This window comes from Pusillimonas sp. T2, assembly GCF_002236805.1.
In the GTDB taxonomy this organism is placed as follows: domain Bacteria; phylum Pseudomonadota; class Gammaproteobacteria; order Burkholderiales; family Burkholderiaceae_B; genus Neopusillimonas.
The window spans coordinates 564,547-580,120 of sequence record NZ_NIQA01000001.1; the positions used below are offsets into that span (position 1 = coordinate 564,547).

A 15,574-nucleotide genomic window follows, 5' to 3' on the forward strand; every position below is an offset into this window, starting at 1 on the left:
GATTGCCTCGTGTAAATCAAATAAAAATCAAAAAATAGTTAGCTCTGTTGGGCTTGTTGCCTAAGAACGAACCGTTGCAATTTGCCTGTTTCAGTGCGCGGCAGCTTGGCGACGAACTCGATAGCGCGCGGGTATTTGTACGGAGCGATAGTGGCTTTGACGTGATCTTGCAATGCCTTGACCAACGCAGCATTGCCTTCGAAACCAGGCTTGAGCACCACAAAAGCTTTAACGATGTTGCCGCGCTCGGGGTCGGGCTGGCCAACCACACCGCATTCAGCAACAGCCTCGTGCTTGAGCATGGCGTCTTCGACTTCGGGCCCGGCAATGTTGTAGCCGGCCGAAATGATCATGTCGTCATTACGCGCCTGGTAGTAAAGGTAGCCGTCTTCGTCCATTTTGAACGTGTCGCCAGGCAGGTTCCAGCCATTCTGGACATAGACCGTTTGACGATCGTCGGCCAGATAACGGCAGCCTGTCGGGCCTTTAATGGCCAGCCGACCAACAACACCCGTACCCACCGGGTTGAAATCATCGTCGACAACTTGCGCAATATAGCCGGGCACAACTTTGCCAATGGCACCACGTCGCACGTCTTCGGGTGGGCTGGACACGAACACGTGGATCATTTCGGTGCCGCCGATACCGTCGGTCATTTCAATGCCTGACGCTTCTTTCCAAAGCTGACGTGTCGTGTCTGGCAAGGCTTCACCTGCCGATACTGTGCGCTTCAGGCTGGACAGGTTGTATTTGCCAACCAGAGCCGCCATCTGGCGATAAAACGTCGGAGCGGTAAAGGTTGTCGTCACCCCAAACTGCTCGACCTTGGCCAGCAGTTCGTCGGGCGACAGCTTTTCGATAAGTACCGTCGAGCCACCGACACGCAGCGGGAAACACAGCATGCCACCCAACCCGAACGTAAAGGCCAACGGCGGCGTACCGCAAATGATGTCGCCTGCGTCGAGCTTGAGAATGTGCTTCGAAAAGGTGTCGCACATAGCCAGAACGTCGCGGTGAAAGTGCATGCACCCTTTGGGCTTGCCTGTCGTACCGCTGGTAAACGCAATCAGGCAAACATCGTCGACTGCGGTGTCGCAGGCCTGAAACTGGCCCGACTTGGCCGCAGCCAATGTCTCGAGCGCATCGGAGCCATTGTCGCAAAAGTAACGGACACTTTTAAGTGACGGGCAATACGCCGGATGCGCAGCGTCGAAGCAATGCTCGATTTCGTCAGCAAGACGCTTGTCGCACAGTACAGCAGTAATTTCAGCCTTATCAACAACCGGCTTGATTTCTGATGCGCGCAGCAAAGGCATGGTGGGCACGGTGACCAGACCGGCCTTGACGGCGGCCAACCAACTGGCCGCCATCATGGGATTATTAGGGCCACGCAGCAACACGCGGTTGCCTGGCACTAAACCCATGTCTTCGACCAGTACTTGAGCGATCTGGTCGGTCAGGCGTTTAAGCTCGGCATAGGACAACGACTTTTTTTCGTTGCCTTCGGGCCAACGCAACGCGATATTGTCGCCGCGACCCTGCTCGACATGGCGGTCGACCAGCTCTACAGCAGCGTTCAGACGGGCCGGATAAGCGACATCGGAATTACCGTCGAGCAGAAATTCGGGCCAAAGCTCGACGGGCGGCAGATTGTCGCGGGCAAAAGTATCAATATGGGCAGATCGTTCCAACTGTGTCTCCTCTTTTTATTGGCTATGGATTACGGCGAGTTCTTGAGCAGCTCGCGCGCAATGATCAGTTTCTGCACTTCGGTTGCGCCTTCGTAAATCCGCAAGGCGCGGATTTCACGGTAAAGCTTTTCGACGGGTTCGCCCGACACCACGCCCTGGCCGCCAAACATTTGCAACGCACGATCGATAACGCGTTGCGCAGATTCAGTAGCTGTCATTTTGGCCATGGCCGCTTCGCGGGTGGTCCGTTGCTTTTGTACATCGCGCATCCAGGCCGCACGATATGTCAGCAATGCCGAAGCATCGATATCGGTAGCCATGTCGCCCAAGGCAGCCTGAGTCAACTGCAGGTCGGCCAGTGTCTGACCAAACATTGGTCGCGATTTCGCACGTGCCGTGCCCTCTTCCAGGGCGCGACGGGCAAAGCCTAACGCAGCCGCAGCAACCGATGCACGGAAAATATCCAGCGTCATCATGGCAATTTTAAAGCCCTGGCCGGCGTCGCCAAGACGCTGCGAGACCGGAATACGGCAGTTCTCGAACTTCAGTCGCGCCAGTGGATGCGGTGCGATGACGTCGATACGCTCGGCAATCGTTAAGCCCGGCGTATCGGCATCGACAACAAACGCCGAAATGCCGCGTGCACCCGGGGCTTCGCCGGTACGTACAAACACGCAGTAGAAATCGGCGATTCCACCATTGGAGATCCAGGTTTTTTCACCATTGATCACATAGTGATCGCCTTCCAGCGTTGCTTCGCACGACATGGCAGCGACATCGGAGCCGGCATTGGGCTCGGACAGCGCAAACGCCGCTATAGCGTCACCACGGGCAACCCGTGGCAAGTAACGCATGCGCAGGTCATCGCTGCCGGCAATTGAAATAGCGCCGCTACCCAAACCTTGCATGGCAAACGCAAAATCGGCCAAACCGTCGTGACGCGCCAGCGTTTCGCGCACAATACACACTGCGCGCGAGTCGATTTCGGGCCAGCGGCCGCCCCAGGCGCCACCGGGGCCCGACGGTACGGCGACCGTTAACCAACCGGCATCCCCCAGCGCGCGCACCAGGTCACGACACGCCTGATCGGTATCGCTGTGATCGATACTGGACAAATTTGCTTCACACCAAGCGTCGAGTTCCCGGGCGAACGCCGCATGACGCTCGTCGAAGAACGGCCAATCAAGCCATGTCGTGTCGGTCATTTAGTCACCTTCGAAAACGGGTTTCTGTTTGGCTACAAACGCGTGGTACGCACGATGAAAGTCTTTAGTCTGCATGCAAATAGCCTGAGCTTGCGCCTCGGCTTCAATCGCTTCGTCAACGCCCATAGCCCACTCTTGGTGCAGTGCCTTTTTGGTCATGGCATGCGCAAACGTCGGACCATTGGCCAACTGCTGCGCCAACTTTTGTGCTTCGGCCAATAAGGCATCGGACGAGTGCAGACTGTTGTAGAAGCCCCAGTTATAGCCTTCTTGGGCCGACATGGAGCGACCTGTGTAAAGCAATTCGGACGCCCGCCCCTGGCCAATAATACGCGGCAGAATCGCGCACGAGCCCATATCGGCGCCGGCCAAACCCACGCGGGTGAACAAAAACGCTGTTTTGGTTTGCTCGGTGGCCAAACGCATGTCAGACGCCAACGCAACCACCGCGCCTGCGCCGGCACACACGCCGTCAACCGCCGCAATAATGGGCTGCGGGCAGGCGCGCATGGCTTTGACCAGATCACCCGTCATGCGGGTGAACTCGAGCAATTGAGGCATCGTCATTTTGGTGAGCGGGCCGATAATTTCGTGCACATCGCCACCCGAACAGAAGTTGCCCCCTGCACCGGTGATAACCACCATTTTGATGTCGTTGGCATAAACCAGCTTGCGGAACAGATCGCGCAACTCGGCATAGGACTCGAATGTCAGCGGGTTCTTGCGATCGGGACGGTTCAGCGTAATGGTGGCGACTTTGCCGTCTTCGGATACTTGCCACAAAAAGTTGCGGGCCTCGTAACCGGCCATGGGGCCCGTATGGTGGGCCATGGTGTGTTCTGTCGTCATGAAAACTCCTTCGTTAGGTAGGCTTAGCCCACCATGACTTCGCCCCCGTCGACGGGGATAGATTGACCATTTACAGCACTGGCACCCGGCTGACACAGCCAGGCAATCGCGTCAGCGACTTCGGCCGGTTGCACCAGACGCCCCTGAGGGTTGCCTTCGGCCAGCTTGGCCTTGGCTTCGTCAAGCGACATGCCAGTTTTTTGCATGATGTTGTCGAGCGCCTCGCGAACCAGATCAGTTTCGGTGTAACCCGGGCACACGGCATTGACCGTAATACCTTTGCGGGCCACTTCGAGCGCTAACGAACGCGTTAAACCAACCACGCCATGTTTGGCGGCGCAGTAGGCACTGACATAAGCATACCCTTGCAAACCGGCGGTACTGGCCACATTGACAATGCGCCCCCACTTGGCCGCCAGCATATCTGGCATGGCGGCTTGAATACAGTGGAATGTACCGGTCAGGTTAACCGCCAGCATCTGATGCCAGCCGTCTTCAGTTAAACGATCGAAACGTTCGCTGATCGCCTGACCTGCATTATTGACCAGGATCTCGATGGGCCCGAAGCGCTCGCGCGCCTGGGCAAAGGCGGCCTTGACCACCGCCCCTTCGACAATATCGCCGGTGACGTAAGCAACGTCACCCAGCACAGCCAATTGTTCGGTTGCCTTTTGCAGCGACGAAGCGCTGCGGCCCATGAGGGTGACCTTGCAACCTTGCTGCAGCAGGCGCTCGGCCACCATCAGGCCGATGCCCCGAGAGGCACCGGTGACCAAGGCATGCCGCGGCGCTCCCGCCGCAGCGCCGATCATTTGCCAACCGGCTGTGCGTAAGCAGCAGCCCGCTCGAAGTAACTCTCAAGCTGACGTTTGGCCGGGAAGTACTGCTTGGGCCAGGTAACGTCGGTGTAGCCAATACGTGCCGATTCGCGCAGTGTCCACGCCGCGTCAGCCAGATGCGGACGACCTACGGCGCAAAGATCGGCACGACCCGAAGCGATGATGCTGTTGACGTGATCGGCCTCGAAAATGGTACCGACCGCTGTGGTCGGAATGCCAGCTTCGTTGCGAATACGGTCGGCAAACGGCGTTTGGAACATACGGCCATAGACCGGTTTTTCGTGGCGCACCACCTGACCGGACGAGCAGTCAACCAAATCGACACCAGCCGCCTTGAACATAAGGGCGATTTCGATGGCGTCGTCGGGTGTGATGCCGCCTTCGGCCCAGTCGTGTGCCGAGATGCGAACGGCCATGGGCAGATTTTGTGGCCAGACGGCGCGCATGGCCTTGAAGACTTCGAGCGGGTAGCGCATGCGGTTTTCCAGCGAACCACCGTATTCGTCTTTACGTACGTTAGTAAGCGGCGAAATGAAGCTGGACAGCAGGTAGCCGTGTGCGCAGTGCAACTCGAGCCAGTCGAAGCCAGCGGTCACAGCGCGGCGTGTTGCTGCCACAAACTGATCGCGGACCTCGTCCATTTGGGCGCGTGTGATTTCTGACGGTGTTTGAGACACGCCTTCGATGTATGGAATAGGCGATGCCGAAACGATAGGCCAATTGCCTTCGTCAAGCGGCAAATCGGTGCCTTCCCAGCTAACCTTGGTCGATGCCTTGCGGCCGGCATGCCCAATCTGGACGCCGACTTTAGCGTCGGTATTCTGGTGAATGAAGTCAGTAATGCGCTTGAATGCCGATGCCTGCTCATCGTTCCAGAGGCCAGGGCAAGCGGGCGTAATACGGGCTTCGGGCGAGACACACGTCATTTCGACCATGACCAAACCGGCGCCGCCCATGGCACGCGAACCCAGATGGACCAGGTGGAAGTCGCCAGGTACGCCGTCAACGCACGAATACATGGCCATTGGCGACATGACGATACGGTTTTTAAGCGTAACGTCGCGCAGCTTGAACGGTGTATGCATGGGGGGCACGGGGTGATCGCCGTCGGCTTTGGCACCCGACTGCTTGGCCAGCCAGCGCTCGTAGCCGTCGATCCATTTCGGGTCACGTACGCGCAGGTTCTCGTGCGAGATACGCTGCGAACGGGTCAGCAACGAATAAGCAAACTGCTCAGGCTCGAAGTTTTCGTAGCGCGACACGTTCTCGAACCACTCGGTCGAGTTACGGGCAGCGTTCTGGATTTTTGCGACCTCGACACTACGGACATCTTCGTAGTGCTGCAGACCTTCATTGAGGTCGAGGTTCTTGGCGATCAGGCAGCGATGCAACTCGATCGCGTCTTCGAGCGCCAGTTTAGTACCCGAGCCAATGGAGTAGTGTGCTGTGTGAACGGCATCGCCCATGAGAATAATGGGTACGGTGCGCCCGTCGGGCAGCGTTTGACGGTGAACCCACTTGCCGCAAATAACACGGGGGAAACGAATCCAGATAGCCGAGCCACGCAGGTGGGAGGCATTCGAAATCAGCGGGTTGCCATCGAGGTAAGGGGCGAAGATTTTTTCGCAGAAGGCAATGCCTTCTTCCTGACTCATTTTGTCAATGCCGTGAGCTTGCCAGGTTTCATCTCGGGTTTCGACAATAAAAGTCGATGTACCGGGCTCGAACTGGTAGGCGTGCGCCTGGAACCAACCGTGCTCTGTTTTGACGAAAGCAAACGTAAAGGCATCGAACGTTTTTTTGGTGCCCAGCCAAACAAAGCGGCAATGACGGGTGTCGATGTCGGGCTGGAATGTGTCGGCGTAGCGTGTACGCACACGGCTGTTCAGACCGTCGGACGCGATAACGAGATCGGCCTTGTACTTGACAGCGATTTCCTGATCGTCGGTAACGTCGGTTTCGAACACCAGGTTGACGTCCAACTCTTTGCAACGATCTTGCAGGATGTTCAGCAGCTTTTTACGACCAATACCAATAAAGCCGTGACCACCGCTACGAATTGCGCGGTCTTTGTACAGAATCTCGATGTCGTCCCAGTGGTTGAAAGCCTGCGCAATGCGTTCGGCAGAGACCGGGTCGGCTTCTTTCAGGTTTTCGAGGGTAGCGTCTGAAAACACAACACCCCAGCCAAACGTATCGTACGGTCGATTGCGCTCGATGACGGTTACTTCGTGGCTAGGATCGCTGAGCTTCATGAGCAGACCAAAATACAGGCCAGCGGGACCTCCACCAATACATACGATATTCATGAGCGTTCTCCGAGAGTTTTCTTGAAATTTGAGCGCGTTTGGCAAGAGGTACGCGCAAACCTTATTTAGTTTAGGTTTAAACTATATACAGAAAAAAAACCACGTGCAATGCTTTTTTTATGCGGCGTCGCACAATATCCGGGACACTAGAAACAACCCCTAATAGAAAACTTCAAGATTAAACTATATAAATGGTAAACCTTGACATTGTTTTCGTTTAGACTTGGACTAATTTGGCTGCATTTTCGGTCAAATTCCCCGCATTTGAACCTGTTGCCCATGAACGCTATGCACCCCCTTACCGGCGAACTCTCTCGCCCCGATCTTGAAAGCCGGGCCGGCCCCGACGACCACGACGACCTGCGTCTGTGGCTACGGTTGCTCACATGCTGCAACCTTATCGAAGGCGACATCCGCAGCCGCCTGCGCATCGACTTCGAAACCACGCTACCTCGTTTCGATCTGATGGCTCAATTACTGCGCGTGCCCGAAGGCATGAAAATGAGCGAGCTATCCCGGCACATGATGGTGACCAACGGCAACATTACCGGTATTACCGATCAACTCGAAAAAGAAGGCCTGGTCGAACGCCTTAAGGTCGCCTCCGATCGGCGCAGCTCCATCATTCGCCTGACACCAAAGGGCAAGCGCGCTTTCAAAAAAATGGCCGATGCCCACGAACACTGGATCCAGGGCCTGTTCAGCGGGCTGTCCGACAAAAGCCGAAAAGCGCTGTTCGATGCGCTGGGCGAACTTAAACTGCTGGCCCAAACCCGCTTGGCGGCGCGCGACTAACAGCGCAGGCCGCATACGATAAAATGACTTTTTGCCCGCACTGCGGGCCTCATTTTTTTGTGCGAGTGCAGCCATGGCCGTCAATTTGCAAATCCCCGAAAAATCCAGCGTATTTCCGGTCGCCGGTGTAGAAATCGGCATCGCCGAAGCCGGCATCCGCAAAGCCAACCGCAAAGACCTGACCGTCTTTCGTCTGGCGCCCGGCACCGCCGTCGCCGGCGTATTTACGCAAAACCGCTTTCGGGCTGCACCAGTGCAAGTCTGCGAGGCCAACCTGACGTCAGGGTCTGAAATTCGGGCGCTGGTCGTCAACACAGGCAATGCAAATGCCGGCACCGGCACCCCGGGGCTTAAAGCCACGCACGACACTTGTGAAGCGCTGGCCAAACTGCTGGGCCTGGCGGCCAATCAAATCCTGCCGTTTTCTACGGGCGTCATTCTCGAGCCCTTGCCAGTCGATCGCCTCGTGGCCGGCCTGCCCGCAGCCATTGGCAACCTGTCACCCGACAACTGGTTCGACGCCGCCTATGGCATCATGACCACCGACACCCAGCCCAAAATCAGCTCTCGCCGCGTCGATATCAATGGCCACACCGTAACCATTACCGGTATCAGCAAAGGCGCGGGCATGATTAAACCCAATATGGCCACCATGCTGGGTTACCTGGCGACCGACGCAGGTATTGCACCGGCACTGCTCAAGCAAGTAGCGGCCGACCTGGCCAACCAATCATTCAACCGCATCACTGTCGATGGCGACACCTCGACCAATGATTCATTCATTGTCATGGCTACGGGCCAGTGCGGGCTGTCTATCGACTCACGCGAACACCCCGCCTATCCCGCGCTTTACCAGGCATTGGCCGAAGCCGCCCTCGACCTGGCACAAAAAATCGTGCGTGATGCCGAAGGCGCGACCAAGTTCATGACAATCCGGGTTGAAGGCGCAAGCAACACCGACGAGGCCCTTAAAGTGGCTTACGCCGTTGCCCATTCGCCCTTGGTAAAAACGGCGTTTTACGCCAGTGACCCAAACCTGGGCCGTATTTTGGCGGCTATCGGCTATGCCGGCATTACTGACCTGGATGTCGGCGGTGTCAACTTGTGGCTAGGCGACGTTCTGGTGGCCAGCAATGGCCAACGGCACCCCGATTACGTCGAAGCGGATGGCCAACGCATCATGAAAGAGGCCGAAATCGCAGTGCGCATTGCACTGGGCAGAGGCAACGTCACCGAAACGGTCTACACCTGCGACTTCTCACACGACTATGTCAGCATCAACGCCGACTACCGTTCGTAAGTTTGCACGTTGCCCAAAACACAACAGCCAGGGCGCCGGGCACACCCTTGCCCGCCCTTAGCTGTTGACTTCAAACGGTTTTTTAAGCCATAATAGCCAGCTTGGCATTTTGCCAAGATATTTTTTTGAGGTATTCCCACATGTACGCGGTCATAAAAACCGGTGGCAAACAGTATCGTGTTGTCGCTGGCCAAAAACTCAAGGTAGAACAGATACCAGCAGACATCGGGCAAGAAATCTCGCTAGACCAGGTATTGTCGGTAGGTGAAGGCGACCAGCTTAAAATTGGTACGCCATTAGTCCCCGGTGCCGTGGTCAAGGCAACTGTTCTTGCGCAAGGTCGGCACGACAAGGTAAAAATCTTCAAAATGCGCCGTCGCAAGCACTATCAAAAGCGTCAAGGCCATCGTCAAAACTACACCGAACTGCGCATTGACACAGTCAACGTGTAATTTCGGATAAGGTCATCAGGAGCTAAACATGGCACAAAAGAAAGGCGGCGGCTCAACGCGGAACGGTCGCGATTCAGAATCGAAACGACTGGGTGTAAAAGTTTACGGTGGTCAGGCAATTAACGCCGGCTCCATCATTGTTCGCCAGCGTGGTACGCAATTCCACCCCGGCGTCAACGTCGGTATTGGTAAAGACCACACGCTGTACTCGCTGGTCGACGGCCAAGTAAAGTTCGCCGTTAAAGGCGCACTGAACAAGCGCACCGTATCGGTTGTATCGGCTGACTAAGCTCTGCAATCTTGCGCGCAAAGCCCTACCAGCCGGTAGGGCTTTTTGTTTTAGAATATCCTCTTAATTTTTAAGCGACGGGCCCCATGAAATTCGTAGACGAAGCCACCATCGAAGTTATTGCCGGCAAAGGCGGTAACGGCGCCGCGAGCTTTCGCCGCGAAAAGTTCATCCCAAGGGGTGGGCCTGACGGCGGTGACGGCGGGCGTGGCGGCAGTATTTATGCCATTGCCGACCGCAACATCAATACCCTTATTGACTTCCGCTATTCGCGTCTGCATCGCGCCAAAAATGGTGAAAACGGCCGCGGGTCTGACCAGTACGGCGCAGCTGCCCCCGACATCACCTTGCGTGTCCCTGTCGGCACCACAATTTTTGACGCTGACACAGGCGAGCAATTATTCGACCTCGACCGTCACAACCAGCAAGTAACGCTGGCGGCTGGCGGCGACGGCGGCAAAGGTAACCTGCACTTCAAGTCCAGCACCAATCGCGCGCCCAAGCAATTCACCTACGGTCAAGAAGGCCAGCAGCGCCGCCTGCGTTTCGAGCTCAAAGTATTGGCCGACGTCGGCCTGCTGGGTTTGCCTAATGCCGGTAAATCCACCTTCATCAGCCGGGTTTCAAACGCGCGCCCCAAAATTGCCGACTACCCATTTACAACACTGCACCCTAATCTGGGGGTCGTTCGCACGTCCGAATCACGCAGTTTCGTTATTGCCGATATCCCTGGCCTCATTGAAGGCGCCTCCGAGGGTGCCGGGCTGGGGCATTTATTCTTGCGCCATTTGTCCCGCACACGAGTGCTGTTGCATCTGGTCGACGTCTCCTCGCCCGACCCCGACATCGATCCCGTCGGCCCTGCCGTAGAGGGCGCCCAGGCCATTGTCGAAGAGCTTCGCAAGTACGACCAGACGCTTTACGAGAAACCCCGCTGGCTTGTCCTGAACAAGCTCGACATGGTGGCTGACCCCGAAGACGTCAAGAAACGCATTTGCAAGGCGCTTGACTGGAAAGGCCCGGTATTTGCCATTTCTGCACTTACCGGTGAAGGCACGCAAGACCTGATCTGGGCACTGCAAGACTGGCTCGACGAAGAGCGACAGCGCGCCAATACGGCGTCCGACAAGGCCGATGGTTCGTATGTTGCTGAAGACCCTCGCTTCGACGACACACGCGGCCCGGTCGACACGCCCGACGCCTCCTGACTCCCTATCGCTTCCCCTTTACCTTCAGTTTCAGCCATGTCTTCCGAGACCTCAGTCGTCGCCAAATCGAAACGTATTGTTGCCAAAGTCGGCTCTTCCCTGGTCACCAACGAAGGGCGAGGCATCGACCTGGTTGCCGTCGGTGAATGGGCCGCGCAAATCGCCGCCCTGCACCAGCAAGGGCGCGAGGTTGTGCTGGTGTCCAGCGGCGCCATCGCCGAAGGTATGGCACGCTTGGGTTGGGCCAAGCGCCCGCAAGCCATGCACGAGCTTCAGGCGGCTGCGGCAGTTGGCCAAATGGGTCTGGTACAAGCCTACGAAGTTGCCTTCGCACGTCATGGCATTCGCACGGCACAAATTCTGCTCACCCACGAAGACCTGGCCGACCGCGAGCGCTACCTGAACGCGCGGACAACGCTATATACCTTGCTGTCGCTGGGTGTGGTGCCCATCGTCAACGAAAATGACACCGTCGTCACCGATGAAATTCGGTTTGGTGACAACGACACATTGGGCGCACTCGTTACCAATCTTATCGAAGCCGACGCGCTGATCATTCTTACTGATCAGGCCGGTCTGTTCAGCGCCGACCCGCGCAAAAACCCCGAAGCCGAACTGATTCAGGTCGCACAAGCCGGAGACCCAGCACTGGAAGCCATGGCCGGCGGCGCCGGCAGCGGCATCGGAACAGGCGGCATGCTGACCAAAGTAATGGCAGCGCGCCGCGCCGCCAATAGCGGCGCCCACACCATCATTGCGTCAGGGCGCGAGCCGCACGTCTTGCAGCGGCTTGCCAACGGCGAACGTATAGGCAGTGAACTACGCGCCCTGCTCCCGGTCAGATCCGCGCGTCAGCGCTGGATTGCCAATCATCTTCGGCTGCGCGGCAAAGTCACGCTTGACGACGGCGCAGTCAAAGCCTTGACCAGTGGTCGCAAAAGCCTCCTGCCAATTGGCGTCATTCATGTCGACGGTGATTTCGAACGGGGTGATGTCGTGGCCTGTATCGACCAGCAAGGACGCGAATGCGGGCGAGGCCTGATCAATTATTCGGCCACTGACACCCGGCGCATCATGCGCCAGCCCACCGCACGCATTGCCGAAATTCTCGGCAGCATGTCGGATGCCGAACTGATGCATCGTGACAATATGGTGTTTTTGCGGCAATCGTAGGTCGGCCAATAACAACTGATTACGCCATCGGCCCCACAAACATATAGCCCGAGCCGTGTAAAGAGCGCACTGGCAACTCGAGGTTTCGAGCCTGAAACTTGCGACGCATTCTACTGACAAGCACGCTTAATCGTTCGCGTTTGGCGCCATCGGCTTCTGCCGCCAAATAACTGCCTGCGGCTTTCAGCAGTTGCTCGTGTGTTGCGCTACGCTCGTCAGACGATGCCAACGCCAGCATGAAGGCGCGCTCGGTCGTGGTCAACGGTACCTCTTGGCCTTCAGGGCTGACCAATTTCCAGGCATTTTCTGTAAAACGCCACGCGGGCGGAGCATCGAACAACTGTGCAGCGGGGTCACTACCCGTCATACGACGCAACAGCGCAAATACGCCAGCCACCACAAGGCGATCGGACGCATTTGGTGTGAAATACATATCAATGCCAGACTGCAAGGCTAATAGTTGAGTGTCTTCGTGCAAGTCAGGGACGAATGCCGCAATACCCATGTGCGGAAAATCTACGCGCAACAAGTGTGCCAACGCGGCATTTTCGGCCAGCAAGCCGCACAGCACGGCAAACATACGTGGCCTGCTATCTTCGTCATCAAGCGCACGCTTTCGCGCTATTAAGGCCGCTTTTGACAATAATTGCGATGCGCTCTTACAGCTGACCCGTTCGAAGCCAGCAGCGCCCAAGGTCGTGCAACACGCCACCAGACCTTGCTCGGAGACCTGGGCTGGCGTGTCTTTCGGCTCGTACCAAAGTATTAACGGCAACGACATTTTGATCACACCTCACGAAACGTAATAAAAAATCTAATCGATAATTTACCCGAATATCACATACGTAATTTTAATTATTACCAACGTGATTGAACTAGGCGCTTCAATCACGTTTGTGAACACCTTAGCCGAACGCCTCAAACACGCTCGAAATTTGCGCAACCTGACCCAGAAAGAACTGGCGCAGGCAGCGAAAATCTCTCAGGGCGCAATTTCCAATTACGAAACTCGGTTGCGCGCCAGCCCACGACAGTTGTTGAAATTGGCCGCCGCACTGAAGATAAGCCCGTCATGGCTGGCAGAAGGCATCGGCGCCATGGAGATCCCGGCCAGTTCTGCGTTAACGCTGCAAGACAACAGTCTGGCGAACCACGCAGCTCAAGTCTGGCCCTTTGAACGCATCAGCGTAGCCGACGTCCAGTCCTTGTCGGCAGAGCAACGACGCATGATCGAAGACGTCATCCTGACCTGGACACAAAACGTCAGAACCGGTTAACGCAGCACATCTCTAGCTAAGGGCTTTAGCCAATCGCGTCTTCCGATGACGCTACATAACGCTTCGGGCGGGCTGGCGCAATTTGCACCAATCTCCTATACTGCGCGCTCATGCAGGGGTACTTGCCTTCGGGCAGGTTGAGACAAACCCTTTGTACCAGTACGGATAATGCCGATGCTGGGAGCAAAATCCTTCAGTACCGTTGCCTCCCTATTCGGCTCCATAGCGTCATTTTGGAGCAACCATGACCACCCTCCCCCCCCTTTCCGCCTCGGCAATCGCCGACCCGGCCGCTGTTCAAGCCTTCCCCAACGCCCGCAAAATCTACCAAACGGGTTCCCGTCCGGATATCCGCGTGCCGTTTCGCGAAATTTCTCAACACGCCACGCCCGACGTAGGCGGAGAGGAAGCCAACCCACCCATTACGGTGTACGACACCAGCGGCCCTTATACCGATCCGGACGTCATCATTGATATTCGCAGAGGCCTGGCCGAGGTCAGAACGCCATGGATCGAAGAGCGCAATGACACTGAGCGTTTGCCTGGACCAAGCAGCGCATTTGGTCAGGCCCGCCGCCAAGACCCAACGACAGAAGCGCTACGCTTTGATTTGAAGCGTTTGCCACGCCGCGCAATACCCGGACGTAATGTGACGCAAATGCACTACGCACGTCAGGGCATTGTCACACCGGAAATGGAATACGTAGCGATTCGCGAAAACTTGCGCCGGGATGCCTACCTGGACAGCCTGAAGGCACTCGGCCCCAAGGGCGAACGCATGTACCGGCAACTGACACGAGAGCACCCCGGCGCACCTTTGGGTGCCAATATTCCGACCATCATCACGCCCGAATTCGTACGCGACGAGATTGCGCGCGGACGAGCGATCATTCCGGCCAACATCAACCACCCCGAACTTGAGCCGATGATCATTGGCCGTAACTTTCTGGTGAAAATTAACGCCAACATCGGGAATTCGGCACTGCAATCAGATATTGCACAGGAAGTCGAGAAAATGACGTGGGCCATTCGCTGGGGCGGCGATACGGTCATGGACTTGTCGACCGGCAAAAATATCCATGAAACCCGCGAATGGATCATCCGGAACTCACCGGTACCGATAGGGACCGTACCGCTTTACCAAGCCTTGGAAAAGGTAGACGGAAAGGCCGAGGAACTGACGTGGGAAATTTTCCGCGACACCTTAATCGAGCAAGCCGAGCAAGGGGTGGACTACTTCACAATTCATGCCGGCGTGCGGCTGCCCTTCATACCACTCACAGCAGAACGCCTGACCGGCATTGTCTCGCGGGGTGGGTCGATCATGGCCAAATGGTGCCTGGCGCATCACCGCGAAAGCTTTTTATACGAGCACTTCGAAGAGATATGCGACATCATGAAAGCGTACGACGTCAGCTTCTCGCTGGGGGACGGTTTGCGGCCGGGGTCCATTCACGACGCCAATGATGAAGCGCAGTTTGCCGAACTACGTACATTGGGCGAACTGACGAAAATTGCCTGGAAGCACGACGTACAGGTCATGATCGAAGGTCCGGGCCATGTGCCCATGCACCTGATCAAACGAAACATGGACGAGCAGCTCAAGCACTGCCATGAAGCGCCCTTTTATACGCTTGGCCCCCTGACGACCGACATTGCGCCAGGTTATGACCACATCACATCAGGCATTGGCGCCGCACTGATCGGCTGGTACGGTACCGCCATGCTGTGCTACGTCACACCCAAAGAACACCTTGGATTGCCCAACAAGAAAGATGTCAAGGACGGCATCATTACCTACAAAATTGCGGCACACGCTGCCGACTTGGCTAAAGGGCATCCGGGCGCGGCCATTCGCGACAACGCCCTGTCCAAGGCGCGCTTCGAGTTCCGCTGGGAAGATCAGTTCAACCTGGGCCTTGACCCCGACACTGCACGCGATTTTCACGACCAGACGTTACCCAAAGCTGCCATGAAAACCGCGCACTTCTGCTCGATGTGCGGCCCGCATTTTTGCAGCATGAAAATTACACAAGATGTACGGGAATACGCCGCCGGGCGCGGTATCGAAGCAGAAAAAGCCTTGCAGCTAGGAATGCAGGAAAAGGCCGTAGAGTTTGTGAAACAAGGTCAGCGGTTGTATACCAGCGTCAAATGACGCACAGGCCGGCAGCGCAAAACGCTGCC

At 56.6% G+C, this 15,574-nt stretch carries 14 protein-coding genes and 1 riboswitch; of the genes, 8 read left to right on the top strand and 6 right to left on the bottom strand.

The features are described from left to right. Nucleotides 1-38 precede the first annotated feature (38 nt). The 5 genes from PuT2_RS02585 to PuT2_RS02605 are packed head-to-tail and all read right to left on the bottom strand — an operon-like array spanning nt 39 to nt 6,893. Nucleotides 39-1,691: an AMP-binding protein gene (locus PuT2_RS02585; RefSeq protein ID WP_093969454.1), complete on the bottom strand. Its 1,653-nt coding sequence runs from the start codon at nt 1,689-1,691 to the stop codon at nt 39-41. Nucleotides 1,692-1,720: 29 nt separating this feature from the next. Next, on the bottom strand, nt 1,721-2,896 hold the full coding sequence (locus PuT2_RS02590) for an acyl-CoA dehydrogenase family protein (RefSeq protein ID WP_093969455.1): 1,176 nt from the start codon (nt 2,894-2,896) through the stop codon (nt 1,721-1,723). Then, complete coding sequence (locus PuT2_RS02595) at nt 2,897-3,745, bottom strand: enoyl-CoA hydratase family protein (protein WP_093969456.1); 849 nt, start codon at nt 3,743-3,745, stop codon at nt 2,897-2,899. 23 nt (nt 3,746-3,768) lie between these two features. Continuing rightward, nucleotides 3,769-4,557: an SDR family NAD(P)-dependent oxidoreductase gene (locus tag PuT2_RS02600; RefSeq protein WP_093969457.1), complete on the bottom strand. Its 789-nt coding sequence runs from the start codon at nt 4,555-4,557 to the stop codon at nt 3,769-3,771. After that, nucleotides 4,554-6,893, bottom strand: a complete 2,340-nt coding sequence (locus tag PuT2_RS02605; RefSeq protein WP_093969458.1) for a bifunctional salicylyl-CoA 5-hydroxylase/oxidoreductase — start codon at nt 6,891-6,893, stop codon at nt 4,554-4,556. The genes PuT2_RS02600 and PuT2_RS02605 overlap by 4 nt, the downstream gene beginning before the upstream one ends. A 279-nt stretch (nt 6,894-7,172) precedes the next feature. Here PuT2_RS02605 and PuT2_RS02610 point away from each other — a divergent pair, with 279 nt between their 5' ends. From PuT2_RS02610 to proB, 6 genes are all read left to right on the top strand, one after another. Next, on the top strand, nt 7,173-7,688 hold the full coding sequence (locus PuT2_RS02610) for a MarR family winged helix-turn-helix transcriptional regulator (RefSeq protein ID WP_254046916.1): 516 nt from the start codon (nt 7,173-7,175) through the stop codon (nt 7,686-7,688). Between the two features lie 73 nt (nt 7,689-7,761). Next, complete coding sequence (gene argJ / locus PuT2_RS02615) at nt 7,762-8,988, top strand: bifunctional glutamate N-acetyltransferase/amino-acid acetyltransferase ArgJ (RefSeq protein ID WP_093969460.1); 1,227 nt, start codon at nt 7,762-7,764, stop codon at nt 8,986-8,988. Nucleotides 8,989-9,128: 140 nt separating this feature from the next. Next, nucleotides 9,129-9,440: a 50S ribosomal protein L21 gene (rplU, locus tag PuT2_RS02620; RefSeq protein WP_093969461.1), complete on the top strand. Its 312-nt coding sequence runs from the start codon at nt 9,129-9,131 to the stop codon at nt 9,438-9,440. 28 nt (nt 9,441-9,468) lie between these two features. Further along, nucleotides 9,469-9,729 (top strand): 50S ribosomal protein L27, encoded by a 261-nt coding sequence (gene rpmA / locus PuT2_RS02625; RefSeq protein ID WP_093969462.1) that lies wholly within the window; start codon nt 9,469-9,471, stop codon nt 9,727-9,729. Nucleotides 9,730-9,815: 86 nt separating this feature from the next. Continuing rightward, complete coding sequence (obgE, locus tag PuT2_RS02630; protein WP_093969463.1) at nt 9,816-10,937, top strand: GTPase ObgE; 1,122 nt, start codon at nt 9,816-9,818, stop codon at nt 10,935-10,937. Between the two features lie 36 nt (nt 10,938-10,973). Further along, nucleotides 10,974-12,110 carry a glutamate 5-kinase gene (gene proB / locus PuT2_RS02635; RefSeq protein ID WP_093969464.1) on the top strand — a complete coding sequence of 379 codons (1,137 nt, stop codon included), beginning with the start codon at nt 10,974-10,976 and terminating at the stop codon, nt 12,108-12,110. A gap of 19 nt (nt 12,111-12,129) precedes the next feature. Here proB and PuT2_RS02640 read toward each other — a convergent pair whose 3' ends face one another. Further along, complete coding sequence (locus PuT2_RS02640; protein ID WP_093969465.1) at nt 12,130-12,891, bottom strand: helix-turn-helix domain-containing protein; 762 nt, start codon at nt 12,889-12,891, stop codon at nt 12,130-12,132. Nucleotides 12,892-13,006: 115 nt separating this feature from the next. Between PuT2_RS02640 and PuT2_RS02645 the strand changes: the two genes are divergently transcribed. Together PuT2_RS02645 and thiC are read left to right on the top strand one after the other, a co-directional pair. Next, nucleotides 13,007-13,387 (top strand): helix-turn-helix domain-containing protein, encoded by a 381-nt coding sequence (locus tag PuT2_RS02645; protein WP_158214000.1) that lies wholly within the window; start codon nt 13,007-13,009, stop codon nt 13,385-13,387. A 104-nt stretch (nt 13,388-13,491) separates the two neighbouring features. Continuing rightward, nucleotides 13,492-13,587, top strand: a riboswitch (TPP riboswitch). Nucleotides 13,588-13,631: 44 nt separating this feature from the next. Beyond that, on the top strand, nt 13,632-15,545 hold the full coding sequence (gene thiC, locus PuT2_RS02650) for a phosphomethylpyrimidine synthase ThiC (protein WP_093969467.1): 1,914 nt from the start codon (nt 13,632-13,634) through the stop codon (nt 15,543-15,545). The last annotated feature ends 29 nt before the right edge of the window (nt 15,546-15,574 follow it).